This window comes from Blastococcus mobilis (assembly GCF_900188025.1).
Classification (GTDB): Bacteria; Actinomycetota; Actinomycetes; order Mycobacteriales; family Geodermatophilaceae; genus Blastococcus_B; species Blastococcus_B mobilis.
Window position 1 is genome coordinate 42,430 of the sequence record NZ_FZNO01000008.1, and the last position, 25,562, is coordinate 67,991.

Here is a 25,562-nt window from a genome sequence, read left to right on the forward strand (position 1 = left end):
CCGTCATCGACGAGGCATCGCGCGGAAGGCCGAGGTCCGGGCGGTGCCGTCGTAGCCACCCCGCGGGGCACCGAGACCGAACAGCGCGCCCACGGTCGGCGCGACGTCGACCGTCCGCGCCGGTTCGCCGACGACGACCCCGCGACGGACGGCCGGGTGCCCACCGGCGACGAGGAAGGGAATCGGCTCGGTGACCGGATGGCCGTGGTTGCCCGGGATCGGGTTGGACACCGGCGTGGTGTCGCTGAACCGCCAGCCGGCGCGCGTGAAGCAGACCAGGTCACCGGCCTCCGGCCCCAGGCGCAGCTCGTCGGGAGCGTGGACGGACAGCACACCGGGATGGGCAGCGACCAGGCGGCGGACCTCCTGCAGCCCGGCGTTCCGGCGGTTGGGCCGACCGGTCCAGTAGAGCAGGTCCGCGCCGCCGTTCTGGGCGATCTGGATGCTGTCCCGCAGCTCGGCCCGGGGAGCGAGCAGCTGCGCCACCGAGACGACGTTCGTCGCGATCGACCAGTCCATCGAGTGGTCGGCGAGGACGATCAGCACGCTCCGGTCCCAGCGCCCGGTGCTCCTCAGGTGGTCGACGAACCGGCCGACCTGGCTGTCGCTGCCGGCCAGCGCCGCCGTCCTGGCGACTCCGAGAGCGGGCCCGGTGAGGTCGCTGTGCCCGACCCGGTCGATGTCGCCCAGGTTGACGAAGACGAGGTTCGGGTCGAACTCGTCGACCATCGCGACGGCGGCGTCGACGGTGAACTGGTCGGGGGCGTGGCCGCTTCCCGGGACCACCGGGAACGGCTCCCAGCGGTGCGTGGCCCGGGTCCCGAAGATGCCGAACAGGTACTCCTTGGACAGCACCGTGCCCGTCGTCGCGCCCGCATCGTTCAGCCGCTCGATGAGCGTCGGGAAGCGCAGGTCCGACGGACGGTCCAGATCGCGGACGACCCCCTCCCGGCGGTCGAAGACGGAGTTGGCCGGCACGCCGGACCGGTCCGGGCGGACGCCGGTCATCATCATCACGTGGTTGGGGATGGTCTCCATCACCGGCAGCGAGCGCGCCGCGGCGAACCAGGTGCCCTCCTCGCGCAGGTCCGACAGCCGGGGCATGAGCAGCGGTTCCACCTCGCCCGGGCTGGTCCCGTCGACCACGAGCACGTAGACCCGCAGGTCGGGCCTCCCGGCTGCCCGCGCGCGCGGCGCCCCGACCGTCGAGGACAGGACGACGGCGGCTCCACCGGCCGCGGTGACCTGCAGGAAGCGGCGGCGGTCCAGCGTCGTCGTCCGCGGGTTCACGCCGGCCTCCTCGCCACCCGCTCGACCCGCTGCGTCCCCGCCCCGACGCGGTAGGACGTCGAGTGCACCGCGGCCGCGTGGGGGTCGGTGCGGTCGGTCAGGACGTACCAGTCCATCTGTGCCCCTTCCGGTGTCACCTCGAGCACCGAGTAGCCGTGCGAGTCGAAGTCGAGGTACTTGATGTGCGGATTGCTCGCCTTGAACGCCGTCTCCACCGCCAGGGAGGTGGTCCGTGGCGGTGTTCCGGTGATGTCGTCGAGGTTGTCGCTCGTGACCGAGGTGCAGACCAGCTCGACGCCGACACTGTGGCCGGTCACCGGGTACGTCGCACCGTCGGCGGGCAGGTCGCAGGCCCAGCCGGAGTGGATGTCGCCGGTGAGGAAGACGGTGTCGCGGATGCCGCGATCGCGCAGGTGGTCCAGGACCTTCGCCCGCTCCGCGGGATAGCCGTCCCACTGGTCGACGTTGTACGGCAGCCCGGCCACGGGAGGCGCCTGGGCGTCGACCAGCGTGGCGATCCCCGCCGCCGTCCGGGTGTCCAGGGTGCCCGGGAAGCGCACGGGCGCGATCATCACCGGGTTGCCGACCAGCTTCCACTGCACCTGCGGGTCGGCCAGCCCGTCGAGCAGGAACTGCAGCTGCTCGGGCCCGGTGAGGGTGCGGTCGGCGTCGGCCAACGCCGGATCGACCGGCGAGGCAACCTGCTCGTCGCGGTAGGTGCGCAGGTCCAGCAGCGACAGGCTCGCCAGCCGGCCGAACCGGAACCGCCGGTACAGCCGGCCGCCGGCGGTGTAGCGCACCGGCATCCACTCGGCGTAGGCCTGCTGGGCATGGGACCGCCGGGCCGGCCACGGCCCCTCGGCGCCGTCCGTGTGGTTCTCCGCGCCGCCGGACCACGCGTCGTTGGCCGATTCGTGGTCGTCCCACGTGACCACCCATGGCGCCGCGGCGTGCAGGGCCTGCAGGTCGGGATCCTGCTTGTACTGCGCGTGCCGACGGCGGTAATCGGCCAGTGTCGTCATCTCCCGTGGCGGGTCGTGCGGCCGGACGACGACGTCGCGCGCCTGGTACTCCCCCGGTGCGTACTCGTAGAGGTAGTCCCCCAGGTGCAGGACGAGGTCGAGGTCCTGGCGCGCCGCGAGGTGCCGGTAGGCGGTGAACCAGCCCGCCTGGAGGTTGGCGCAGGAGACCACCGCCATGCGCAGCCGCGCGACGTCGGATCCGGGAGCCGGGGCGGTCCGGGCACGTCCCACCGGTGAGGCCACCCCCTGGCAGCGGAACCGGTACCAGTACTCGCTCCCGGGCGCCAGACCCGTGGCGTCCACCTTCACCGTGTGGTCCCGCTCCGGACCGGTGCGCACGGTGCCGGTGCGCACGATCCGCCGGAACTGCGGGTCGGCCGCGACCTCCCAGGCCACCGGGACGACGGGACCCCGGTTCGACCCGGGGTCGTCGCCGGGCCGCGGCGTCACCCGCGTCCACAGGACGACGGCGTCGGGCAGCGGGTCCCCGGAGGCGACGCCGTGGGCGAAGGTGGGGCGGACGGGGCCGGCGGCAGCCGGCTCGGCCGTGGCGACCGCCAGGCCGACGCCGGTGACGACCCCGAGCTGGAGGGCGCGGCGGCGGGAGAGGTGTCCCTGCGACGTGGTCACGGGATGTCCATTGAGCCGGCGGGCGCAAGGTTGCGCTGTCACGGCGATGTTCATGGTCCGTTCAGCGGGCCGCCCCCGTCTGCTCCGGCGAGTTCTCGGGGCGGCCGCGTCGAGGTCACGTGCCCGTCATCCGCCGGCGGGACGCTGCTCGCGTCGAGGGCCGGCCCCGGCCCTTCCGGCCCGAGGAGCGTCGTGACCGCTGCCCTGCCCCGCGTGCCCGTCGTCCCACTTCCCCGCTCGCCCGTCTCGCCGCCGCCGGGCCCCGAGCGCGCCGACCAGACCACTCAGCAGCACCGACGGCTGCGCTGGACCGCCACGCTGGCCGGCGTCCGGGCGCGGGCGTCGATGGTGCCCGCGGGGTCGGTCCGCCGTCGTCAGTCCCTGCAGCTCTGCAGCGCCGCGCGCCTGCTCACCGCGGTCGGGATCCGCGTCGTCGTCGTCCAGCCGCCGACGCCCTGGCCCCGGGACCTGCCGGGCCGCCTGGTGATCGGCAACGAGGCAGGCCTGCTCGGCGAGCTCGCCCTGCTGACCGCCGTCCCGAGGACGACGCAGGGCTGGACCGCCGTGGCCGACCGCGTCCTGCCGGTCGGGAGGCCGGTGCCGGCCCCCGAGCAGGACCCTTCGCACGCGGTGGCGTGCCCGGTCACCGTGGCCTACCGGACGGCGCACGGGCCGCTGCCCGTCCCGCCCCGGACCCTGAACGAGGTGGTGGCGATCCGCGGCCTCGTCATCGAGGTGCGGCTGCTCGCGGCGGGTCGGGACGTGCCGCGTGCCGTCTGACACGTTCCCGGCCGGGCATGCCCAGCGGGTTCCTCCTGTTGCCCTCCGTAGGGTCCGCGGCACCTGGATCAGTGACGCCGCGTGTGGACCCGATCCGACTTCCGCCGACCGAAGGCCTGTTCCTCCCTGTGAGTGTTCCTCCGCAGCACCCCGCCCGACGCCCTGAGTCGCGTCGCCGTGAGCGCGGCACGGCGCGCGACCTCCGCACCCGTGACGACGACCGCGCCGCCGCCCGCATCGAGAAGCTGGCCCAGCAGAGCTGGGTCGCCGGCGCCGAGCCCGAGCTCCCCGTCCGGACCACCCGGCCCGAGCACGTGGTCTTCCACCTCGGGCCGACCAACTCCGGCAAGACCTACGACTCCCTGGTCGCGCTGGCCGAGAACCGCTCCGGCGTCTACGCCGCACCGCTGCGCCAGCTGGCCCACGAGGCCTACGCGCGGCTGTCCGCGCAGCTGCCGCCGGGCACCGTCGGCCTCTCCACCGGCGAGGAGGAGATCGACCCGGACGCGCCGATCGTCTGCTGCACCGTGGAGAAGGCGCCGATGCGCGGCGACCTCCTGGTCCTCGACGAGTCGCACTGGGTCGCCGACCCCGACCGCGGCCACCACTGGGCCCGGCTGGTGCTGACCGGTGACTACCGCGAGATGCACCTGATCTCCGCGGCCGAGGCCTACCTGCTGCTCAAGCCGCTGGTCTCGGACGCGAAGAAGATCACCGTCGTCAACCACAAGCGCCTGTCGCGTCTCGACGTGCTCCGCGCCCCCGTCCGCCCGGAGGGCGTCCGTCCGCAGACCCTCGTGGTGGCCTTCTCGCGCAAGGCCGTCTACGCCGTCGCCGCGGCGCTGGACCCGCATCGGCGCGGCAAGGTCGGCGTCCTCTACGGCGCGCTGCCGCCGGCCACCCGCCGCGAGGTCATCGACGGGTTCACCCGCGGCGAGACCGAGGTGCTGGTGACCACCGACGTCATCGGCCACGGCATCAACGTGCCGGCCACGACGGTGCTGTTCGCCGAGACCACCAAGTTCGACGGCGTGGAGCGGCGGCCGCTGCGCACCTGGGAGACCGCGCAGATCGCCGGCCGGGCCGGCCGCTACGGCCTGACCGGGCACGGCAGCGTCGGCGTCCTCGCCGGGGTCACCGGCCTGCGGGCCGACGCCGGACTCCTCAAGGCCGGCGCCGAGGTCGCCCGCGGGGACGCGATGAGCGACCTGCCCAAGCGCGCCCCGCGGCTGCGGCCGGAGCTCGACGACCTCGGCGCGTTCGAGCCGGTCGACCTGCCCGAGGCCCTGACCCGGTGGATGGCCTGGGCACGCGCGGCCACCAGGGACCAGTCGATGACCGCCGACGACGTGACCAGCCTGATCGTCCGGGTGCACGCGCTGCTGCCGTTGCTGCGCGGCCCGCTCGGCGCCGCCGGTGACCTCTGGACCGTGTGGCGGCTGATCAACCTGCCGATCGACTACAACCCGCCCCGGCGCACCCGCTGGCTGGTGCTGGCCAAGGCCGCACTGCAGTCGGCCGTCGGGCAGTCCGTCGCCCCCGAGACGGTGCTCGAGCCGCTGCCGGACAAGGGCACCGTGGAGGACTACGAGCAGGCCGCCGCCGCGGCGCGCGACGCCCAGACCCTGCTCCGCTCCTTCCCGGGCGTCGCCGGACTGACCAGCGAGGACGCCGCCGAGGTCGAGGAGGCCGCCGCGGCCAGGATCACCGAGCTGCTGCCCGCCGCCATCACGCTGTCGGCGTCCGGGCGCTGCACCTCCTGCGGCGCCGGGATCGCCCCGTGGTTCAGCACCTGCCGCGACTGCTCGGTGGGCACGGCGAGCCGCGGCCCGGGGCGCGACCACCACCGGGGCACCCAGCACCACGACGGACACGGCCGGCATCCGCGACCGGCGCGCACCGGCGGTCGCGCATCGGGCGCCGGCGGTGGTCGGGCGGCGGCGTCCGAGGGCGGACGGCGGGGCCGCGGCTCCGGCTCGTCGTCCCAGGGCACCGGTGGCCGGCCCGGGGCGGCGCGGCCCGGCCGCTCCCGCTGACCCCCGGCTCACCAGGAGCGTGTGCGCTGCCGCCCCCTTTCCGGCCCTGGAACCGGGCGCCGGCGCACACGCTCGTCCGGTCGGCGGACGCGGAACGGCCCGCCGGCGGGGTGCCGGCGGGCCGTTCGCGGTGCTAGGAGTTGCCCGGGATCAGTTGACCCGCACCTGCATGAAGCTGTCGTGAGCACTGGTGCTGACCACGGTGATCTTCGTGCCGGTCTTCGGGACGTCGACGCCGGTCCAGCCGTTCGCGTCGGGCTGCTCGCCCGGAGCCACGTACCAGTCCTTGGTGTCGTCGAACGTCGGCACCGCGGCGAGGCCGCCGTAGGTGCCGGCCACGCCCGTGTCCGGGTCGTGCAGGGTGATCGCGTCCGTCGCCTGCCGCCCGAAGGTGGAGTCGTAGGACTGGATCCGGGGCCGCCAGCTCTCGCCGTTGGTCCGGTCGGTGCCCTCGTCGTCCGTGGGCTCGTAGATGAGACCCGGGTGGGCGTCGACGGGCAGGACCAGCCCGCCGCCGGGGTGGACCCGGACGTTGTTGTCGGCGTACTGCTGGTTCCAGTAGCTGATCAGCAGACCGTCCTGGTAGGGCAGGCGCTCGGCCCAGTCGGGCTGGCTCGGGTCGCCGAAGTTGTACGGACCCGTCTTCAGACCCGCGTCGTACCCGGTGTAGGCCCGGTTCTCCGCGATGTAGGCGTTGAAGAACTCCTCCGTCGTGGTGCCGGTGGTCTGCGTGAAGCCGTCCATCGTCCACGAGGTCACCGGGGTGCCGTCGATCGCCACCGCGTCGGCCATGAAGCCCGGCTCGCTGGCCGCGCCGTCGGTCCAGTACCGGAAGCCGACGAGCGCACCCGCCGGGACGCCGGACAGGTCTGCCGTCAGGCCGACCCACTCGCCGTCGGTGCTGCCGGTGATGCCGTGGCCGAAGTTCTGGCCGTTGTCGTCGGTCGTGGTCGACCGGTTCGTCGGGAGGGACGTGAAGGTCTTGCCGCCGTCGGTGGAGTAGACCGCGTAGGCGTAGTCCCAGTCCTTCTCGATCTCGTAGTTGACCTTGGCGGTCAGCTGCTGGGCGTCCGCCGGCAGCGCGGTCAGCATGCTGTTGTCGAGGTCGTCACCCTGGCCGGAGTACCAGAAGTCGGGGCCCTCGAACGGCGTCCCGACGGTCGTGGTGACCTCCTTGTCGGGCAGCAGGGCGATCAGCGCCTGCGCCTGCTTGGTGTTCGCCGTCGACGGGCCGAGCTTGGTGTTGGCCGTCGCGCCGGGCAGCACCTTCTCGTAGTTCAGCCAGCCCAGCTGCAGCTTCTCCCACGCCCCCATGTGGATCGGCCGGGTGCCGATGCCGCCCTCGGGGGTGCCGTTGTTGCCGTAGGAGCCCGACGACATGAGGGTCCAGAAGGCGGTGCTGTTCTCGCCGCCGGAGGTGTCGTAGAGGTCCGGCAGGCCGAGGTCGTGGGCGAACTCGTGGGCGAAGACGCCGACGCCGCCGTTCTCCGGCTCCACGGTGTAGTCACCGACCCAGTACTTGGACTGGCCGACCCGCGCGCCGCCGAAGGGCACGGTCTCGCCGTCCACGGTCGGGCCGCCGGCGCCGATCCGGGTGGTCTGGTTGTACCAGCGGTGCGACCAGATGGCGTCCTCACCGAGGACGCCGCCGCCGACCTCCTCGCCCATGCCCGAGTGCACGGCCTGGAAGTGGTCGATGTAGCCGTCGGCCTCGTCGAAGTTGCCGTCACCGTCCTGGTCGTAGCGGTCCCAGACGTCGAACTGGGAGAGGTAGGTGTCGATCTCCTCGGCGGTCTTCCCGGCGGCGAGCTGATTCTCGTACCAGCCGTTCATCGTGTCGTTGACGAAGCTCCACGCCCTGGAATCGCGGTCGTTCGCCCCGTAGTCGGCGCCGGTGCCAGGGACCTGCGTCCAGTCCTCGACCTCGCCGGTGACGGTGTAGCGGCCCGAGGAGAGCTCCTCGTAGAGGTTGGCGACGGAGTTGACGCCGGCCTCGGACGAGTAGAGCAGTTCGTCGAAGTAGGGCTGCGAGAAGTCCTCGGTCCAGATGGTGGTGTTGTCGACCGAGCGGTCGGGCTCGGCGATCTGGTTGTGCGGCAGGTCGCTGAACTCGCCGAGGACGGTCCAGATGGCGTCGGTGTCCTCCTGCGCCAGCTCGACGTACTGGCCCTTGGCGACCTGGACCACCTTGTTGTCGCCCCGCGGCGTCGCCTCCCCGGCGAGCACCTGCTCGATCGCCGCGGCGCGGAGGTCGCGCTGCTTGTCGCTGAGCGGGCTGGGCAGGTCGTCGATGCGGGCGGGGGCGTTGTCCGGGGCGTTCTCCGGCGGGGCGGCGGTCGCGGTCGCCGGGACGGCCGCGAGCAGCGCGGTCCCCATGACGACGGCCAGTGTCTTCTTCAAGAACTGTTCTCCTGAGTGAGGAAAGAAGGTCGGCCGGCCGCCCGGCAGAATTACCGGATCGCACTGACGGGTGACCGGGCGTCACATTAGGTTCGCTCACTAACCATGTCCAGAGAGTCATTAGACGATGACGGCGAGTCTCCCGCGGCACGCCGAGAGGGGCTCGGAGAGGCAGCTCCGCGCGCCGTCACGAGCAGGTGACGGGCAGGGCATGCCACACGTGGGCCCTGCTACGTGCGGCGTCCCCGATCACTCGTCGTCAGTGCTCGGTCCCGGCCTCGTGGCTACCGTCCCCCGACCCCGCCAGGAACCGTGCGAGGAGTACGGCGAGCTGCTCCTGCTCCTCGGGTGCGAGCGGAGTGAGCAGCCGGCGCTCGTTCTCCAGGTGCCCCTCGACGATGTCGTCGACGAGGGCCAGTCCGTCGTCGGTCAGGGCGACGAGCACGTTCCGTCGATTGCTCGGATCGGTGCGCCGCACGAGCAAGCCCTTGTCTTCCAGGCGGCTCAGCCGGTTGGTGATCGCAGCTGAACTCACCATCGTGCTCTCCGCGAGTTGCCCCGGCGTCAGCGTGAAGGGCGCGCCCGACCGTCGCAGGGTGGCAAGGACGTCGAACTCTCCCGCCTGAAGGCCGTGGTCGGCGAAGTAGGCGCGGGTCGTCCGACTGATCAGCTCGCTCGCTCGGGAGAGCCGGCCCACGACCCCCATCGGCGCCGGGTCGAGGTCGGGGCGCTCTCGTCGCCACTGCTCCAGGTAGTCACTGACCCGATCGCGTGCCACCGATCTACCTTTCGACGTCGAACCGTTTGATATGGAAGATAACACGCCCTACGTTCTGTTTCGGATCAAACCTTTCGACATCGAAGGATGGGCGGTATGGCATGGCACCGCGGGCCTGGGGCTTGGTCGCCTCGACGGCGTTCGCGCCGGCTGTATGGGGCACCACCTACGTGATCACGACCGTGTGCCTCCCCGACGACCACCCGCTGTGGTCCGGGCTGCTGCGGGCCCTGCCGGCGGGACTCCTCGCGCTGGCTATCGGCCGGTCCCTGCCCCGCGGTGACTGGTGGTGGAAAGCGTTCGTGCTGGGCGCGTTGAACATCGGGGCGTTCTTCCCCCTGCTGTTCGTCGCCGCCTACCTCCTGCCGGGGGGTGTCGCGGCGATCTTCGGCGCGACCACTCCGCTCACCGTCGCGGCCCTCGCTGTTCCCCTCCTGCGGGAACGGCCCACGGGCTGGCGGCTGTCCTGGGGCGTGCTCGGCGTGGTGGGCGTCGCGCTGATGGTCCTCGCCCCCGACGCCGCACTGAGCCCGATCGGCGTCCTCGCCGGGATCGCGTCCACCCTCTGCATGGCGCTGGGCACCGTGCTGAGCAAGCGCTGGGGCAGACCCACCGGGCCGGTGTCCTACGCCGGCTGGCAGCTCACCGCCGGCGGCCTGGTCATCCTGCCCATCGCGCTCCTGGTCGAGGGGCCGCCGCCGGTTCTCGACGGCGCCGCCATCGCCGGCTACGCGTGGCTGAGCCTCGTCGGCGCGGGACTGGCCTACGTCCTGTGGTTCCGGGGGGTCGGCCGGATGCCTGCCGGTGCGGTCGCATTCCTGCCCCTCCTCTCCCCCCTGGTCGCCGCCGTCCTGGGGTGGGCGGTCCTCGACGAGGCGCTCACTCCCGTTCAGGGCACCGGCTTCGCCCTCGCCCTGCTCGCTGTCGCCTACGCCCAGCAGACACCCTCACGCGTCGCCCGCCACCAGCTCGTACTGAAGGAGGACACCGCATGTAGATCCTGATCGTCGGAGCCACGGGCAGCAGGCGGCGGGCCGCGCGGAGACCTCCGGATGTCATCCCCGTCAACGGGACCGGTCGGGGGCGGCCTCGGTGCGGGCGTCGCTCCCGTGCCGGGCCGCGCTCCGGTAGGCCACTCGGCCCGGGGCGGCGGTCACGCCGTGGACGACGACGCTGGCCACCACCACCAAGCTGCCCGCGGCCAGCACGGTCGGGTCGACGGCCAGCCGCTTCGCCTCCAGCGCGAGGTAGAACAGTGCCGAGACCCCGATCGGGCCGAACCACCCCATGTACAGGGCGTCCGGCCAGCCCAGCCGCAGCGGACGGCGCAGGGCCAGCAGGACGGGCAGGCGGCGGAGAAGGAGCACCGCCACGGCGAGGACCGGGCCGCGCCACCCGAGGTCGGCCCACGCCTCCCACGGCAGGGCCGCGCCGACGCCGATGAACAGCGGCAGGACGAGGAACCGGTTGACCGCCTCGTCGATGGGCACGTCCGACGTCCGCTCCGAACCGGTGCTCACGCCGTTGAACGTCAGTCCGCACACGAACACCGCCAGCACACCGTCCACGTGCATCAGCCCCGACAGGCCGAGCACCGTGAAGGCAAGGACGGCGGTGAACAACGCCAGCGGGCCGGGGTCGGTGGATCCGTGCTCCTCGCCGGCGCGCAGCGCCCGTCCGCCCAGCCAGCCGGTCAGCAACCCGACGGCGACGGCTCCGGCCACCTGCCAGAGGGACTCGAGCGCGGCCTCCGCTCCGGTCAGCGGACCGGCGATCGCCACGGCGCCGAGCACCAGGGGCAGCGCCAGGCCGTCGTTCGCGCCGGACTCCAGGGAGAGGACCTGCCGGTCCCGGGCGGGGAGGTCCTCCTCGGCCGGGCCTCCGGTGACGACGCTGGATGCGAGCACCGGGTCGGTCGGGCACAGCGCGGCGCCGAGCAGAACCGCGGCTCCCAGCCCCACACCGAGCACCCACGCCGACAGGCCGGCGGTGATGACCGCCATGAGGGGCATGGCGACGGCCAGGAGGATCACCACCGGTCGGATCCGCGACCGGACCGCGCCCAACGGATAGCGCAGTGCCACCGCCATCACCGAGATGGCCAGCAGGAGCCGCGTGGCGGTGTGCAGCCAGGTGTGGTCCTCGGTCAGCGGCCGGACGTCGAGCAGCCCGGCGACGGCCGGGCCCAGGGCGATCCCGGCGAGCAGGCCCAGCAGCGGCTCGGAGACCGGCAGCCGCCGCAGGCGTTCGGACAGGGCAGCGACGCCGAGGGCGATGAGCCCGCCGACGAGCAGCAGGAGGTCCGTCGTCATGCCTGCCCCATGCCCGCTGCTCGACGGTGCGATGCGGGGGAAGTTGACGTCTCCGGTGGCGCGCCGGCCCGGTGCCGGTCGTCGAGCAAAGACAGCAGCGCAGTCCCTCTGAGCGAGCCCGCCCTCACGCCGCCGGTGATTCCCCGCGCACGGCACCGGGCCGCGGCATCAGCCGAGGCTGCTGATGAGGTCCCGGCAGGCCTGCTCGCAGCGGCGGCACGCCTCGGCGCACACCCGGCAGTGCTCGTGCATCGACGCGTGCTGCTCGCACTCGTCCCCGCAGGCCTTGCAGGCGGCGGCGCAGGCCTCGAGCACCGCGCGGGTGAGGTTGGCGTCGTAGCCGGTGTGCCGGGACAGCACCCGGCCGGTGGCGTCGCAGACGTCGGCGCAGTCGGCATTGGTGCGGATGCACGTGGTGAGCTCGGCGACCATGTCCTCGCTCAGGCAGGCGTCCGCGCACGCGGTACAGGCCTGGGCGCACTCGAAGCACGCCTCGATGCAGGCACGCAGCTTCTCCCGGTCCACCCCACCGAGGTCCTTGGGGTAGGTGTCGAGCATCTGGGCAGCGACGGTCACAGCAGACCTCCTCGTCGTACCGGCGGCGGGACGTCCGTATGACCCGCGGCCTGCGCCGGTCCCCGACCACTACCCCGCAGCCCCGTGACCCTGCACGGCGTCATGAGTTCGACATGACGACCACTGTCGTCTCTGCGGCGTCCCGCCACCACGCCGCCCGGACGTAGCCAAAAGCAGGAGCCCGGACCCGCGAATCGTGGGTCCGGGCCATGCCGGTGTCCTGCGACATCACCCAGCGGAGGGCGTGGGATTCGAACCCACGATGGGTGTTACCCCATAGCGGTTTTCAAGACCGCCGCCATCGGCCACTAGGCGAGCCCTCCTGACCCGGACGAGGCTAGCCGTCCCGCCTCCCGACCGACGACCCACCGCCGAGCGGAGCGATCAGCGCAGCGCCGTCACCAGGACGCAGCCGGTGGCGCCGTAGGGCTCCACCACGAATCTCAGCTGCGCCAGGACGTCGGCGATGGTGGCGTTCATCAGGTCTTGCACGGCGTCGTCGGCCGCGGCTCCGCGCACCTGGTGCAGGCTCATCCGGTCGTGCGGGCGCCAGCTCACCAGGACACCGCGCAGACCGGGCTCGGGGACCAGGCAGACGCCACCGGCCGCATCGCGCCCCCGGAGATCCTGCAGCGGCAGACCGGCCTCGACCACGGCCGCGGTCACCTCCACGACCAGCGTGGTCAGCGGATCGGTGTCGGACAGCAGCGCGTCCCAGTCCTCCGGCAGCCGGTCCAGCTCCGCCCCGAGCTCAACCAGCCAGGCCCGCTCCGCCGGGGACGGCTTCACCGCGACAGATCCGTCTTCCCGCCGGGCGCCGAAGACACTGACGGCGGTCAGCCCGTCGGCCAGCGCGGCCCAGTCGGCGTCGATCTGGTCGGCGAACGGACCGGCCAGAACCTGCGCCGACTCCCCGACCAGCCACCAGGCGGGCCCCCCGGTGGGCGGCGCCGGAGCAGGACGGACGGCGAGACCGACGGACTGCGGCTGCGCCTGCGCCTCCGCGGCGCCGACCGGGCGGCTCGGGGCACGACCACCCGCGGGGTGGGCGCCCCTGCTGTGCGCGGCCGTCCGCTGCGGTGCGCCCGCCCCGTTGCGCTCGAACTCGTAGCGGGCCGTCGAGCTCGTGCCCAGCGCGACCACCACGCCGGTGAACAGGAGAAAACCCAGCACTGCCACTGCCGGCCACACCAGCGTCGCGCCCATGGTCACGGGAGGACTCCTCAGCACCATCGCCGCGGCCGGGAAGTGCCGCGAACTGGGGCGAAAACTACGGTCCGGCGCAGCCCGGCCCGCCGGTTGCGACCCGCTCCGGACCGGCCCGTCACCGGATCGTTGCGACAGCCCCGAGCGGCGGACGGTGACCCGTCTCACCGGGCACCGTCTTGTCGACATGCGGCGCCCTCACCAGCGGAAACGGCCGGATTCCGGCGTACGGTCATCTCGCCGGCGACGCCGCTCCGGCGTGTCGGGTCGCTGCTCCGGCGGGTGTGGCCGACGGGTCGGTCGCCGATCAGCTCGTCGGGGTGGTCGTGACCCCCTCGGGGGTGTCGTCGGCGACGGGGATACCGACGACGCCGTGCAGGTGGCAGGCCGCGAGCTGCCCCGGTGCACCGGCCGGCTGCAGCGCGGGGTCGACGTCCGGGCAGGGCTCGAAGACGTACGGGCAGCGGGTCCGGAACCGGCACCCACTGGGGACGGCGGACGGCGAGGGGACGTCGCCGCGCAGCACGATCCGCTGCCGGGCACGTTCGCGTGCCGGGTGCGGCACCGGGACGGCGGACAGCAGAGCCTGCGTGTACGGCATCTGCGGGTCCGAGGCGACGGTCGCGGCGGGCCCGACCTCCACCACCCGCCCCAGGTACATGACCGCGATGCGGTCGGACAGGTGCCGGACGGCGGACAGGTCGTGGGAGATGAACAGCAGCGTGAGCCCGAGCTGCCGCTGCAGCCGGCGCAGCAGGTTGAGCACCTGCGCCTGCACGCTGACGTCGAGGGAGGCGATCGCCTCGTCGCAGACCAGGAAGTCCGGCTCTCCCGCCAGGGCCCGCGCGATGCCGACCCGCTGGCGCTGACCGCCGGAGAACTCGTGCGGGTAGCGGCTGGCAACGGCCGGGTCCAGGCCCACCATCTCCAGCAGCTCGCCCACGCGGGCCGCGCGCTCCCGTCGTCCCGACCGGAGCTTGTGCACCTCGAGCGGCTCGGCGACCGTCTGCGCGACCGTCCGCCGGGGATCCAGCGAGGCGAACGGGTCCTGGAAGACCATGCCGGCGCGGCGGCGCATCTCCTTCAGCCCGCGCCGGTCCAGCGCGGTGACGTCGGAGCCGTCGAAGGTGATCCTCCCGCCGGTGGGCGGCACCAGGCGCAGCAGCGCGTTCCCCAGCGTCGACTTGCCACAGCCCGACTCACCGACGAGCCCGACCGTCTCGCCGCGGTGGATGTCGAGGTCCACGCCGTCGACCGCCCGCAGCACGCCGCCGCCCGTGCGGCGCAGGCCGACCGACCGCACCGGGAAGTGCACCTCGAGGCCCCGCGCCGAGACCAGGACGTCGCTCATGGCTCGCCTCCGGACTCGTTCCGCTCCTCGGTCGCTGTCCCCCGCAAGCGGGAGGTGCCCCCAGCCTGCGGCGATGCTCGCTCGCCCGTCGCTCTCGCGTCGCTCACCGGACCTCCTCCGAGCACCACGTCGCGGCCCGGTGCGGCAGCTCCCGGCCGAAGTGGCCACTTCGGCCGGAACCGACCTGGACGAGCGGGGGCTGCTCGGTCTCGCAGCGCGCATCGCCTCGCACCGGGCAACGCGGCCAGAACACGCAGCCGGCCGGCAGGTCGGTGGGCGGCGGCGGCAGGCCCGGGACCGTGGTCAGGTCGGGCACCTCGCCGCCAGGACCCACCGGTGCGGCCAGGTCCGGCAGTGAGCCGAGCAGGCCGCGCGTGTAGGGGTGCGCCGGGCGCTCGAGGACGTCGTCCACCGTGCCGTCCTCGACGCAGCGGCCGCCGTACATGACCAGCACCCGGTCGGCGATGCCGGCGACGACGCCGAGGTCGTGGGTGATCCAGATGACGCCGGTGCCGTGGTCGGTCTGCAGCCGCTCCACCAGGTCGATGATCTGCGCCTGCACCGTCACGTCCAGCGCCGTCGTGGCCTCGTCGGCGATGAGCAGGGCTGGGGAGTTGCTCAGCGCGATGGCGATCACGACCCGCTGGCGCATGCCGCCGGACAGCTCGTGCGGATAGCGGTCCAGCGCGCGCTCCGGATCGGGCAGGCCGACCTCGCCGAGCAGCTCGGCGGCCCGGCGGCGGGCGGCTGCGGCGTTCACGTCGGCGTGCGCCCGGAGCCCCTCCACGATCTGCCTCCCGACCGTCAGCACCGGGTTGAGCGACGTCATCGGGTCCTGGAAGACCATCCCGGCGCCCGGCCCGCGGACCTGCCGGAGCCGCTCGGGCGGCATGCTGAGCAGGTCCTCCCCCTGCAGCAGCGCCCGCCCGCTGACCGTGGCCACCCGCTGCGGGAGCAGACCGAGCAGGGCCAGCACCGAGACGCTCTTGCCGCTGCCGGACTCCCCCACGACGGCGACGGTCTCCCCCGGCCCGACGCTGTAGCTCAGCCCGTTGACCACGTGCGCCGTGCCGCGCGGTGTGCGCAGCTGCACCCGGAGGTCGTCGACCTCCAGCACCGGCGCCGTCATCTGGCACCGCCGGCCATGAGCGTGCGCTGCCGCGGGTCGAGGACGTCGCGCAGGCCGTCGCCCAGCAGGTTGAAGCAGAGCACGGTCAGGAAGATCGCCATACCGGGGAAGAAGGCGAGCCACCAGGCGATGTCGATGAACCCGCGCCCCTCGGCCAGCATGAGCCCCCACGAGGGGTTCGGCGGCTGGGTGCCCAGCCCGAGGAAGGACAGCGCCGCCTCGGCCAGGACTGCGAAGGCCAGGCTGATCGAGGTCTGCACGATGATCGGCGGCGCCGCGTTCGGCAGCACGTGCCGCGTCAGCAACCGGAGGTCCGAGGCGCCGACGGATCGCGAGGCCCGCACGTAGACCTCCTCCCGGACCCCGAGCACGCTGGCCCGGGTGACCCGGGCGAAGACCGGGATGTAGACGATCCCGATGGCCAGGGCGGTGTTGCCGGATCCGGGGCCGCGGACGGCGAGCACCGCGATGGCCAGGAGCACCGCCGGGAAGGCGAACAGCATGTCCATGATCCGCATCAGGACGTCGTCCACCCAGCGACCGTAGAAACCGGCCAGCAGCCCGATCAGGCTGCCGATCACCAACGCGACGGCGACCGCGAGGAACCCGACCCGCAGGGAGACGGCGGCACCCAGGATGACCCGGCTGAAGATGTCCCGGCCGAGGTCGTCGGTGCCGAAGGGGTGCTCGAGACTCGGCGGCTGCAGCCGGTCCTCGACCGAGATCTCGTTGGGGCCGGTCGGCGCCAGGGCCTCGTCGAAGACGGCCACGAGGACGATCAGCAGGAGGAGTGCGCCGGAGACGGCGGCGGCAGGATTCCGGGCGAGCAGCCCGAGCGTCTCCCGCCACCGCGGCCGGGCGGCGCGCTGCGTGGAGGGGATCCCCGCGTCGGTGGCGGTCGGCGACGGCGCCGGCTCCGGGAGGGGCTGGCCGGTCATCGGCGGATCCGCGGGTCGATGGCGGTGTAGAGCAGGTCCACGACCAGGTTGATCACCAGGAACACCACGGCGAACAGCAGGATCGCCCCCTGGAGGACCGGGTAGTCGCGGGCCTGGACCGCCTGCAGCGCCAGCTGGCCGAGCCCGGGCCAGGCGAACACGATCTCGACCACGACCACGCCCGACAGCAGGTAGGCCAGCTGCACGCCCGTGACGGTGACGAGGGGCAGCAGGGCGTTGCGCAGCACGTGCCAGGTGAAGACCTGGCGCGTGGGCAGCCCCTTGGCCTGCGCTGTCCGCACGTGGTCGGCACCGAGGGCCTCCAGGACGCTGGACCGGACGAACCGGGTGATCACCGAGCCGGACACCACGCCGGTGACCAGGGCCGGCATGAGCAGCCGCTGCGCCCAGCCGAGCGGGTCCTCGGTCAGCGGGACGTAGCCGCCGGAGGGCAGCCAGCCCAGCGTCCCGGCGAAGACCAGGATCAGCACGATCGCCATCCAGAACTCCGGCACCGAGATGCCGATCTGGCTGAGCACCGTGGCCCCCCGGTCCACGAGCGAACGGGGCCGCAGCGCCGACAGGGTGCCCAGCGGGACGGCGATCAGCAACGCCACCAGGATCGAGGCGAAGGCCAGCGTCAGCGTCGCCGGCAGCCGCTCGGCGATCAGCGAGGTGACCGTCTCCCCGCTGCGGAAGCTCACGCCGAGGTCACCGGTGAGCGCCGCTCCCGCCCAGCTGAAGAACTGCTCCACGAGCGGCTGGTCGAGTCCCGAGCGCTCACGCAGGGCGTCGTAGGTCTCCTGGGAGAAACGCGTGCCCAGCGCCAGCCGGATCGGGTCGCCCGGCACGAGATGCACCAGGGCGAACACGATCACGCTCACCCCCGCCAGCACCACCACCGACTGGCCGGTGCGGCGGAGCACGTAGCCGTTCAGGGCAACTCCACGTCCTCGAAGTTGATCGCCTTGTCCGCCCGGATCTGGTAGCCGGACAAGCCGGGCACCCACGCCTGCACGACGTCGGGGTTGTAGAGGTACAGGTAGCTGACGTCGTCCACGATCAGTTGCGCCGCCTGGTCGTAGATCTCCTTGCGGGCGTCCTCGTCGGTCTCGGCGGCCCCCTGCTGCAGCAGCCGGTCGACCTCGGGGTTGCTGTACTTCTGGTAGTTGTTCGCCCCCCCGGTCACGTGCTGTTCCTGGTAGTAGGCGGCCGGGTCGAGGTTGCCCAGCCAGCCGAGCAGGAAGGCGTCGTAGTCGCCTTGGCCCTGCCGGTCGAGCCAGGTGGCGAAGTCCAGCGTCTCGATGTTGACGGTGATGCCGACCTCCTCGAGCTGGCCCGCGATCACCTGCGCCGCGGTGACCGTCTCCGGGAACTCGTCGGTGACCATGAGGCCCATCGTGAGCGGCGTGGAGACGCCGGCCTGCTCCAGCAGCTGCGTGGCCTGGTCGGGATCGTGCTCGAACGGCGCGTAGTCGTTGTAGAAGAAGCTGTCCTCGGGGATCGCCGTCTGGTTGGGCTGCGCCGCACCGAACCACGCCGCCTCGGCGACCGCGGCACGGTCGACCGCGAAGGAGATCGCACGCCGGACGTCGCGGTTGTCGAAGGGCGGGCGGGCGTAGTTCATGGACATGTACCAGTAGTCGACGCTGGGAGTGGTGGCCAGTTCGACGGCGTCGTCCCCCTCCAGCGACTCGATCTGCTGCGGCGGGATGTTGTCGGTCCACTGCACCTCACCGTTCTGCAGGGCGGTGAGCGCTGCGGCCGGCTCGGTGATGTAGCGGAACTCGACCCCCTCGACGTTCGGCGCACCGCCCCAGTGGTCCTCGTAAGGAGCCAGCACGGTGCTCGTCGCGTCGGAGCTCTCCAGCGTGAACGGCCCGGTGCCGACCGCTTCGGTGGTCAGGTCGACCTGGTCCGCCGCCCCCTCGGGCAGGATCGCCATCCCCTTGAAGGCGCCGATCCGCTCCAGCAGGTTGGGGGTCGGCTGGCTGAGGGTGATGACGACGGTCCGCGGGTCCGGCGCCTCGACCGACGCGACGTTGGCGAACCGGTAGGCGTTCTGGAGCTCCTCGTCGATGATCCGGTTGTAGGAGTAGACGACGTCGGCGGAGTCGAACTCGCTGCCGTCGTGGAACGTCACGCCGTCGCGGAGGGTGAACGTCCAGGTCAGTCCGTCCTCGCTGGTCTCCCAGTCCTCGGCGAGGCTGGGCTCCATGGTCAGGTCCTCGGCGTTCGGGACGACGAGGGTGTCGTAGACGTTCTCCAGCACCTGAAAGCTCGGATAGGCACTGGTCTTGTGCGGGTCCAGCTGGTCCGGCTGGGCGCTGACCGCCGCCACGAGGGTGTTGCCTCCGCCGCCACCACCGCCGCCACCGCCGGTGTCCACGCTCTCCCCGCCACCTCCGCACGCGGTGAGCGCGAGGGCGCCGGCTGCGGCGAGGGCGAGTGGTCGGCTGGCGCGCACAGTGACCTCCGGGGGCCGGGAGACGTCGTCCTGCCGTCCGACCATGGCCCCACCCACGCCGATCGGCTACCCGAATACGGCCCCGAACAGGATCGTTGCCACTTCGAGATGTGCCGGCCTGCATCCCTGCCGCCTTCCGACGGCGAGCCGAAGCCTGTGGTCAGGCTCACACTGGGGGCTTCGGATCGTCATACGGAAGAGGTGCCGCATGACCGACGCCCAACCCACGAACCGCGTCCGCGTCCCGCGCGACCGGGAGCACGACTACACCGACGAGATGGCGCACAAGAGGCAGGCGTTCGTGGCCGAGCACACCGGCGCCGGCCTCGACCACGTCGGGAAGTACTCCTTCGACCCCGCCGTCCTGCCGGGCAACGTCGAGAACTTCACCGGCGTCGCCCAGGTGCCGATCGGCCTCGCCGGACCGCTGAGCGTGCGAGGCGAGCACGCCCGGGGTGACTTCCTGATCCCGCTCGCCACGACCGAGGGCACCCTCGTCGCCAGCTACAACCGCGGCATGCGCCTGATCGGCGAGTGCGGCGGCGTGCGGACGACCGTGGTCGACGACCACATGCAGCGGGCGCCGGCCTTCATGTTCGACGACGCCCTGCAGGCCCGGGAGTTCGGCCGCTGGGTGGACGAGCATCTCGACGGCATCCGTGCGGCCGCCGAGGCGACGACGCGGTCCGGCCGGCTCACCTACATCGGGCAGCACCAGATCGGCCCGCTGCGCTACCTGCGGGTCAACTACACGACCGGCGACGCGGCCGGGCAGAACATGACCGGCAAAGCGACCCTCGCCGCCTGCGAGTGGATCCGGGAGAACCACCCCGACCACCCCCGGTACGTGCTCTCCGGCGCCATCGACACCGACAAGAAGCACTCGCAGATCAACATGCTCATGACCCGCGGGAAGCGGGTCGTGGCCGAGGTGACGATCCCGAACGAGGTCCTCCGGCGGATCGCCGGCGTGGACACCCGGCAACTGTTCGAGTACCGGCAGATCGGGATGGCCGGGGCGTTCATGTCCGGCGCGGCCTACAACGGCGCGCACGCCGCCAACGGCCTGACCGCGATGTTCATCGCCACCGGCCAGGATGTCGCCAACGTCGCCGAGTCGCATTCCGGCGTCACCTACACGCAGTTGCGCGACAACGGCGACTACTACTGGTCGACGACGCTGACCTCGCTCATCGTGGCGACCTACGGCGGTGGGACGGGGCTGCCCACGCAGCGGGAGTGCCTGGAGATGCTGGGCTGCTACGGCAAGGGCAAGGTGCAGAAGTTCGCCGAGATCTGCGCCGGCGTCGTCCTGGCCGGCGACATCTCACTGACCTCGGCCATCCTCGCCGGCGACTGGGTGACCAGCCACGACTCCTTGGGCCGCAACCGTTAGCGCACCGGCCGCCGAGTCACTGGTCGACGGTCACATCGTTGAAGGGCAGGCGGGGCTCGACCCACGGGAAGACGACGAACAGCAGCAGTGCAACGACCGCGAGCACGAGGACGACCGCGGTGAGGGCCCTGACCGCCGTCCCGCCCGGGAGGTGGCGCCAGATCCAGCCGTACATGCGTGAGTCCTTCCTCATCGCCCGGACAGTGCGGCGGGCCCGTTCGGCAGCTCCGCCTTGCTGATGGCTCCGCCGTCGAGAGACGCGTGGATGATCAGGCGCTGCCGCGCCGAGTACCTGGGATGACACGTGGTCAGGGTCAGGTACGCCCCCGTCGGCGCCGCGTTCTGGGCGGCGTACGGGGTCGGGGAGAGCACCTCGACGTCCTCCGGACGGACGATCCGGCGGCCCGGGATGCCGCTGGCGTCGGCGGTCACGTCGCCCGTCGCGACGTCCCCGAGCATGCGGTAGACGAACCAGCTGTCCGCCGTCTCCACGATGATCGGGTCGCCGGGAACCAGCAGGTCCAGTTCCAGGAACGGCGATCCCTTGCCGACCCGGTGACCCGCGAAGGCCACGTTCCCCTGCTCGCCCGGCATCGCCGTCCCGGGGTAGTGTCCCGGCCCCTGCGACAGCTGCTTGTCCTCGGTGCCCTCAAGCACGACCCGCTCGTAGTCCGGGCCCAAGCGCGGGATGTGCAGGACGGCGAAGGCGTCCCCCACCTTGCTCTCGTGCACGGGCACCACCGCCGCGGGCGGCCGGTTCCAGTCGTCGCGCAGCTGCTGGGACAGCTGGTCCTGCGTGCGTTCGGTGAGCAGATCGGTCACGAAGAGCTCGTAGACGACGAACAGGAGGACGACGAGGCCGCCGGTCACGAGGACCTCGCCGAGCGTCCGCGCGACCGTGCGCCAGCGCACGGGGTGGGCGGCAGGGCCGGGCCTCGCCAGATTGGCTCCCCCGGGTTCGGTGCTCGGCATGTACGTCCTCGGTCGGCGAGTGTCAGGTCGATCCAGCGGGTGACGCCGGCAGGCCCGGGACCTGCTCCGAGCGGAGCGGGCCCGGGCCACCGGGCATGCGATCAGGCGGACGGGCGGCGGCGCGAGGCCACGATCAGTCCCGCCCCGAGCCCCAGTGCCGCCGTGCCGGCGACGAGCGGACCCGCGGCGGAGAAGCCGGTGTTCGGCAGTCGCTCCGTCGCTGTCGCCGTCGCTGTCGCCGTCGTGGCGAGCGCTGCCTCGGTGACCGTCGCGGTGCCGGACGCGCTGACGGTGACGTCGACCCGGAGGTGCCGGACGTCGCCCTGCGGGTCGACACCGGTGACCACCAGACTGTGCGCGCCCGCCGGCAGGTCGCCGGGGATCGTCACGGTCACCTCGAACTCACCGTTCTCGTCCGTGACGAAAACGCCGAGCTCCGTCGGGGTGGAGTAGGCGATGGCCCGGATCGTCGAGTTCGGCATGTAGCCAGAGCCCTTCAGGACGACGGTCTTCCCCGCCGTCACGGTGGTGATCGGGCCCGACGCACCGACGAGGTCTGCGTCCTTGGCCGGGACGGTCGCCGGCATGTCCCCGAGCGGGACGACTGCGGAGTTGACCCAACCGTAGTCCCCGACGTTGCCCTTGTCGTCTACTCCCTCGACGTAGACCGCGTAGTCGACACCGGCGGGCACCTCGGCGGTGCACGTATGCACGGACGCGCTGACCTCGCACAGGTACACCTGGAAGCCGTCCACCTCGTCGCCGTGAAACGCCCACACCTGGTACCCCGTCAGCGGGTAGGTGCCCGGCGCGGCCGTCGGCGACCAAGAGATGGTGAGCTCCGACGGCCCGACCTTCGCGGAGACACCGGTGGGCTTCCCCGGCCGCTCGAACGGCGTCGTCTTCTTCACCGCAGAGGCCGCGCTCGGACCGGCCGAACTCGTCACCCGGACGCTCACCCCGTACTCCCGGCCGTTGACCAGGCCGGTCAGCCACAGCAGGGGCGTCGCCATGCCGTGTGTCGCACCGCCCGGGACCGTCGTCCACGGCCCGCCGTCGAGGCTGTACTCGTACCCCGTCACGGGCGCGACGCCCGGCCCCGGGCCCAGCGGGCCGCCGGATCTTCCCCAGACGCTCAGCTGTCCGGGGCCGGGGACGACGGAGATCTCCGGAGCGGGGGGAGGCGTGTTCAGCGCCTCGCAGGCGTAGCCCTGACCCGTGATGGACCCGGGTCCGGCGACTCCGGGCGCCGGCGTGGTGGCGAAGTCGGTGATCACCGCAGCGCTCGGGGAGTCAGGCACGTGACCGCCGGCGCCACCGCCGGCCCCGCCGCCGAAACCGGCGAGGGAAGACAGGAAGACCTGGCCGTTCTTGAGGACGAGGGAGGCTGCACCTCCGCCACCGCCGCCCGTCGCGATGTCGCCGTTCGCGCCGCCGCCCTGACCGACGGTGTTCGTCCCGCCCTGGCCCCCCGCCGCGTGGTCGGCACCGGCGCCGCCGGGCACGAGCGTGTACTGGTCGCCGGGAGCCACGACCGTCGTCACGATTCGTGGGTTCGCGTTCTGGCCGCGCAGGTTGGTGTCGCCGAACCCGCCCGCTCCGCCGGTGATCGTCCACTCGATCGAGCAGACGTCCGACGGCACGGTGATGGGTGAGTTGCTCTCCGAGAAGGTCCAGCCGGTTGGGCCGGCCTGGGCGGTGCCGATGGCACCCAGGAACACGGTGGAGAGCCCGAGGGTGCCGGCGGCCAGCAGGCCGGCAGCCCGACGGGCGCGATGCGGGGGAAGCACGATGGACTCCCGTCCGAGGACCCGGGGCGCCGGGCGCGTCGTCCGGCGTCCGGACCCCCGAAGTCGATCACCACGGAGATCACGAGAACCCGTGGCGAAACGACCGGATGCGGAACGTGTCGAAACCGTTACCCGGCATCACCATCCCTCGACAGCGGCATCGACAGGTCGACGGCCGGGTGCGCGGCTCGCGTCAGCGCCCGCAGGCGCCGAGCAGGTGTCCGCGGCTTCCCCCGTCAGAGCGGGCGGATCGTGCCGACGACGTGCTCAGAGCCGCTGCTCGCGTTGCGGACGGCGGCGTCCCAGCCGCCGTCGGCCTGCGCCGTCGACAGGGTGACCGTCGAGGGCAGGAACAGCGGCTTGCGGAAGGCGACATCGACGCTCAGCGCGTCCGGCAGCCGGCCCGCCAGCGCGCCGAGCACCCGGGCCTTCACCCACATGCCGTGCGCGATCGCCCGCTTGAACCCGAACGCCTTCGCGGTCAGCCCCGACAGGTGGATCGGGTTCACGTCGCCGGAGACCTTGGCGTAGCGGCGTCCGGCGTCGGCCGGGACCCGCCAGGTTGCCGCCACCCGGTCCAGAGCGCCCACCGACACCTCGACGTCGGCGGCCGGCGCGCCCTCGGGCGCCGTCGCCCCGCGCGCCAGGTACGTCGACCGCGAGCGCCAGACCTCCTGTCCGCCGGCGGAGACGGTCGCGCACAGGTCAACCGTCGCCCCGCTGCGGTGCGCGGCGAACCGCTCGGCCCAGACCTCCAGGTCGAGCGGCTCGCCGGCCCCGATGGGGCGGACGACGTCGATCCGGTTGCGCACGTGCACGAGCCCGGGCAGCGCCAGCGGGAACGAGCGGTCGCTCATCAACGCCATCTGGAGGGGGAACGCGAGCATGTGCGGGTACGTCGCCGGCAGGACGTCGTCCAGCGGCAGCCGGCACACCCGCGTGTAGGCGGCGAGGTGCGCGGGGTCGACCGCGACGCCCTTCCGGGCGAGGCGGTCGGTGGGCAGGTCCCCGCCCCGCCCCCACGCGGTGACGGCGGCCTTCGCGTACAGCGCCCGGAGGTTGGGCGCCTCGTCCAGCACCGTGACGGCCATCAGGCCCCCAGCAGCGACTGGCCGCACACCCGCACGGTCTGGCCGTTGACCCCGCCGCTGCCCGGCTGCGAGAGCCAGGCGATGGTCTCGGCGACGTCGACCGGCAGCCCGCCCTGCTGCAGCGAGTTCAGCCGCGAACCGACCTCGCGGGTGCCGAACGGCATCTTCGCGGTCATGTCGGTGACGATGAAGCCCGGCGCGACGGCGTTGATCGTGGCACCCCGCTCGGCGAACTGGGGCGCCCAGGCGCGGACCATGCCGATGACGCCGGCCTTGGACGCCGCGTAGTTGGTCTGCCCGCGGTTGCCCGCGATGCCCGACTGCGAGCTCACGCAGACCACGCGAGCGCCCGGCCTCAGCACACCGTCGGCGTCCAGCAAGGCCTGGGTGATGTCCAGCTGCGCCTGCAGGTTCACCGCCATCACCGAGTTCCAGCGAGCGGCGTCCATGTTGACCAGCAGCTTGTCGCGCGTGATCCCGGCGTTGTGGACGACGACGTCCACGCCGCCGTGCCGCTCGCGCAGATGCTCGATCAGCCGCTGCGGCGCGTCCTCCGCGGTGATGTCGAGCTGCAGCGCCGTCCCGCCGATCTCGTTGGCGACCTCGGCCAGCTTGTCGCCGGCCGCCGGGATGTCGACCGCGACGACGTGCGCGCCGTCCCGCGCCATGACCGTCGCGATCGCGGCGCCGATCCCCCGGGCCGCGCCGGTGACGACGGCGACCTTGCCGGCCAGCGGCTTATCGGCGTCCTCCTCCGCCGGCAGCTCGGCGGCGGTCACGGACATGACCTGGCCGTCGACGTAGGCCGACCGGCCGGACAGGAAGAAGCGGACCGGGCTCGCCAGCGACCCCTCGGCGCCCTCCGGGACGTGGATCAGGTTCGCCGTCGATCCGGCGCGGAGCTCCTTCGCCACGGACCGGACCAGTCCGTCCAGCGCCTGGCGGGCGGCAGCCTGGGCCGGGGAGTCCGCCTGGGACGGCGGGTCGGCCAGGATCAGCACGCGCCCGGTGGCCCGCAGCCGCTTGATCGCCGGGGCGAGGAAGTCGTGGGCGCTGGCCAGGTCCGCCGGCGTGCGCAGACCGGTCGCGTCGAGGATGACCGCGGCCGGCTTCTCGCCGTCGGTGGCGCCGTCGGCAGTGACCGGCGACTGGACGTGGACGCCCTCGGCCTGGAGCAGCTCGGTCAGCGCCTTCCGCAGCCGCCCCTCCCCCGCCGAGCCGATGACCGCCGGGCCGGGCAGCAGCGGCTGACCGGGCTCGTAGCGGCGCAGCACCGCCGGCCGGGGCAGGCCGAGCTGTTTGGTGATGGTGGTGCCGAAGCCGGAGTTCGCGAAGTCGCGATACCAGTCACTCACGGGGCTCTCCTTCCGAGAGGGACTTTCTGTACCGAAGTCCCGG

The 25,562-nt window shown here is 72.7% G+C and carries 21 protein-coding genes and 1 tRNA gene; 4 read left to right on the forward strand and 18 right to left on the reverse strand.

Features of this window, described 5'->3' with window-relative positions:
- Positions 1-3: 3 nt before the first annotated feature.
- Together CHB94_RS25085 and CHB94_RS08905 are read right to left on the reverse strand one after the other, a co-directional pair.
- Entirely contained in the window at positions 4-1,290 is a 1,287-nt protein-coding gene (locus CHB94_RS25085; protein WP_217899240.1) for an alkaline phosphatase family protein, read from the reverse strand.
- Positions 1,287-2,942: an alkaline phosphatase D family protein gene (locus CHB94_RS08905; protein ID WP_217899231.1), complete on the reverse strand. Its 1,656-nt coding sequence runs from the start codon at positions 2,940-2,942 to the stop codon at positions 1,287-1,289. Before CHB94_RS08905 ends, CHB94_RS25085 begins: the two co-directional genes overlap by 4 nt.
- A 192-nt stretch (positions 2,943-3,134) precedes the next feature.
- Between CHB94_RS08905 and CHB94_RS08910 the strand changes: the two genes are divergently transcribed.
- Entirely contained in the window at positions 3,135-3,722 is a 588-nt protein-coding gene (locus CHB94_RS08910) for a hypothetical protein (RefSeq protein ID WP_089336229.1), read from the forward strand.
- A gap of 128 nt (positions 3,723-3,850) precedes the next feature.
- On the forward strand, positions 3,851-5,758 hold the full coding sequence (locus tag CHB94_RS08915; protein WP_089336329.1) for a helicase-related protein: 1,908 nt from the start codon (positions 3,851-3,853) through the stop codon (positions 5,756-5,758).
- 150 nt (positions 5,759-5,908) lie between these two features.
- Here CHB94_RS08915 and CHB94_RS08920 read toward each other — a convergent pair whose 3' ends face one another.
- A complete protein-coding gene (locus tag CHB94_RS08920) occupies positions 5,909-8,158 on the reverse strand; it encodes an immune inhibitor A domain-containing protein (protein ID WP_089336230.1) in 2,250 nt (749 codons plus the stop codon).
- Between the two features lie 259 nt (positions 8,159-8,417).
- Positions 8,418-8,936 (reverse strand): MarR family winged helix-turn-helix transcriptional regulator, encoded by a 519-nt coding sequence (locus CHB94_RS08925; RefSeq protein ID WP_254920512.1) that lies wholly within the window; start codon positions 8,934-8,936, stop codon positions 8,418-8,420.
- 101 nt (positions 8,937-9,037) lie between these two features.
- Here CHB94_RS08925 and CHB94_RS08930 point away from each other — a divergent pair, with 101 nt between their 5' ends.
- On the forward strand, positions 9,038-9,940 hold the full coding sequence (locus CHB94_RS08930; protein ID WP_089336231.1) for an EamA family transporter: 903 nt from the start codon (positions 9,038-9,040) through the stop codon (positions 9,938-9,940).
- Between the two features lie 60 nt (positions 9,941-10,000).
- Here the strand turns inward: CHB94_RS08930 and CHB94_RS08935 are convergent, their stop codons facing one another.
- The 9 genes from CHB94_RS08935 to CHB94_RS08975 all read right to left on the reverse strand — a co-directional run bounded on the left by CHB94_RS08935 (position 10,001) and on the right by CHB94_RS08975 (position 18,960).
- Positions 10,001-11,248 (reverse strand): cation:proton antiporter domain-containing protein, encoded by a 1,248-nt coding sequence (locus tag CHB94_RS08935; protein WP_089336232.1) that lies wholly within the window; start codon positions 11,246-11,248, stop codon positions 10,001-10,003.
- 168 nt (positions 11,249-11,416) lie between these two features.
- Positions 11,417-11,824 carry a four-helix bundle copper-binding protein gene (locus CHB94_RS08940; protein WP_089336233.1) on the reverse strand — a complete coding sequence of 136 codons (408 nt, stop codon included), beginning with the start codon at positions 11,822-11,824 and terminating at the stop codon, positions 11,417-11,419.
- Positions 11,825-12,060: 236 nt separating this feature from the next.
- Positions 12,061-12,147: transfer RNA gene (locus CHB94_RS08945), tRNA-Ser, on the reverse strand.
- Between the two features lie 61 nt (positions 12,148-12,208).
- Positions 12,209-13,030: a hypothetical protein gene (locus CHB94_RS08950; RefSeq protein ID WP_089336331.1), complete on the reverse strand. Its 822-nt coding sequence runs from the start codon at positions 13,028-13,030 to the stop codon at positions 12,209-12,211.
- Positions 13,031-13,337: 307 nt separating this feature from the next.
- Positions 13,338-14,381 (reverse strand): ABC transporter ATP-binding protein, encoded by a 1,044-nt coding sequence (locus tag CHB94_RS08955; RefSeq protein ID WP_089336234.1) that lies wholly within the window; start codon positions 14,379-14,381, stop codon positions 13,338-13,340.
- Between the two features lie 103 nt (positions 14,382-14,484).
- Entirely contained in the window at positions 14,485-15,510 is a 1,026-nt protein-coding gene (locus CHB94_RS08960) for an ABC transporter ATP-binding protein (RefSeq protein WP_089336235.1), read from the reverse strand.
- Positions 15,507-16,448, reverse strand: a complete 942-nt coding sequence (locus CHB94_RS08965) for an ABC transporter permease (protein WP_217899232.1) — start codon at positions 16,446-16,448, stop codon at positions 15,507-15,509. The genes CHB94_RS08960 and CHB94_RS08965 overlap by 4 nt, the downstream gene beginning before the upstream one ends.
- Positions 16,445-17,374 (reverse strand): ABC transporter permease, encoded by a 930-nt coding sequence (locus CHB94_RS08970; RefSeq protein WP_254920514.1) that lies wholly within the window; start codon positions 17,372-17,374, stop codon positions 16,445-16,447. Before CHB94_RS08970 ends, CHB94_RS08965 begins: the two co-directional genes overlap by 4 nt.
- A gap of 8 nt (positions 17,375-17,382) precedes the next feature.
- Positions 17,383-18,960, reverse strand: a complete 1,578-nt coding sequence (locus CHB94_RS08975; protein ID WP_089336236.1) for an ABC transporter substrate-binding protein — start codon at positions 18,958-18,960, stop codon at positions 17,383-17,385.
- A 163-nt stretch (positions 18,961-19,123) separates the two neighbouring features.
- Between CHB94_RS08975 and CHB94_RS08980 the strand changes: the two genes are divergently transcribed.
- Positions 19,124-20,311: a hydroxymethylglutaryl-CoA reductase gene (locus CHB94_RS08980; protein ID WP_089336237.1), complete on the forward strand. Its 1,188-nt coding sequence runs from the start codon at positions 19,124-19,126 to the stop codon at positions 20,309-20,311.
- Between the two features lie 16 nt (positions 20,312-20,327).
- Here the strand turns inward: CHB94_RS08980 and CHB94_RS25090 are convergent, their stop codons facing one another.
- The 5 genes from CHB94_RS25090 to CHB94_RS09005 form a co-directional block, all read right to left on the reverse strand.
- Entirely contained in the window at positions 20,328-20,504 is a 177-nt protein-coding gene (locus tag CHB94_RS25090; RefSeq protein ID WP_176445471.1) for a hypothetical protein, read from the reverse strand.
- Positions 20,501-21,283 (reverse strand): class E sortase, encoded by a 783-nt coding sequence (locus tag CHB94_RS08990; protein WP_089336239.1) that lies wholly within the window; start codon positions 21,281-21,283, stop codon positions 20,501-20,503. The genes CHB94_RS25090 and CHB94_RS08990 overlap by 4 nt, the downstream gene beginning before the upstream one ends.
- A gap of 101 nt (positions 21,284-21,384) precedes the next feature.
- Positions 21,385-23,073 carry an LPXTG cell wall anchor domain-containing protein gene (locus tag CHB94_RS08995; RefSeq protein WP_089336240.1) on the reverse strand — a complete coding sequence of 563 codons (1,689 nt, stop codon included), beginning with the start codon at positions 23,071-23,073 and terminating at the stop codon, positions 21,385-21,387.
- 236 nt (positions 23,074-23,309) lie between these two features.
- On the reverse strand, positions 23,310-24,164 hold the full coding sequence (locus CHB94_RS09000) for a MaoC family dehydratase (protein ID WP_089336241.1): 855 nt from the start codon (positions 24,162-24,164) through the stop codon (positions 23,310-23,312).
- Positions 24,164-25,519: a 3-oxoacyl-ACP reductase gene (locus CHB94_RS09005; RefSeq protein WP_089336242.1), complete on the reverse strand. Its 1,356-nt coding sequence runs from the start codon at positions 25,517-25,519 to the stop codon at positions 24,164-24,166. Before CHB94_RS09005 ends, CHB94_RS09000 begins: the two co-directional genes overlap by 1 nt.
- Between the last annotated feature and the right edge of the window lie 43 nt (positions 25,520-25,562).

Excerpts from the sequence above, each read along its gene's own strand:
- CHB94_RS08930 (WP_089336231.1), top strand. The coding sequence starts at position 9,038 with ATGGCACCGCGGGCCTGGGGCTTGGTCGCCTCGACGGCGTTCGCGCCG.
- CHB94_RS08935 (WP_089336232.1), bottom strand. The coding sequence starts at position 11,248 with ATGACGACGGACCTCCTGCTGCTCGTCGGCGGGCTCATCGCCCTCGGC.
- CHB94_RS08950 (WP_089336331.1), bottom strand. The coding sequence starts at position 13,030 with ATGGGCGCGACGCTGGTGTGGCCGGCAGTGGCAGTGCTGGGTTTTCTC.
- CHB94_RS08955 (WP_089336234.1), bottom strand. The coding sequence starts at position 14,381 with ATGAGCGACGTCCTGGTCTCGGCGCGGGGCCTCGAGGTGCACTTCCCG.
- CHB94_RS08960 (WP_089336235.1), bottom strand. The coding sequence starts at position 15,510 with ATGACGGCGCCGGTGCTGGAGGTCGACGACCTCCGGGTGCAGCTGCGC.
- CHB94_RS08965 (WP_217899232.1), bottom strand. The coding sequence starts at position 16,448 with ATGACCGGCCAGCCCCTCCCGGAGCCGGCGCCGTCGCCGACCGCCACC.
- CHB94_RS08975 (WP_089336236.1), bottom strand. The coding sequence starts at position 18,960 with ATGGTCGGACGGCAGGACGACGTCTCCCGGCCCCCGGAGGTCACTGTG.
- CHB94_RS08980 (WP_089336237.1), top strand. The coding sequence starts at position 19,124 with ATGACCGACGCCCAACCCACGAACCGCGTCCGCGTCCCGCGCGACCGG.
- CHB94_RS25090 (WP_176445471.1), bottom strand. The coding sequence starts at position 20,504 with ATGAGGAAGGACTCACGCATGTACGGCTGGATCTGGCGCCACCTCCCG.
- CHB94_RS08990 (WP_089336239.1), bottom strand. The coding sequence starts at position 21,283 with ATGCCGAGCACCGAACCCGGGGGAGCCAATCTGGCGAGGCCCGGCCCT.
- CHB94_RS09000 (WP_089336241.1), bottom strand. The coding sequence starts at position 24,164 with ATGGCCGTCACGGTGCTGGACGAGGCGCCCAACCTCCGGGCGCTGTAC.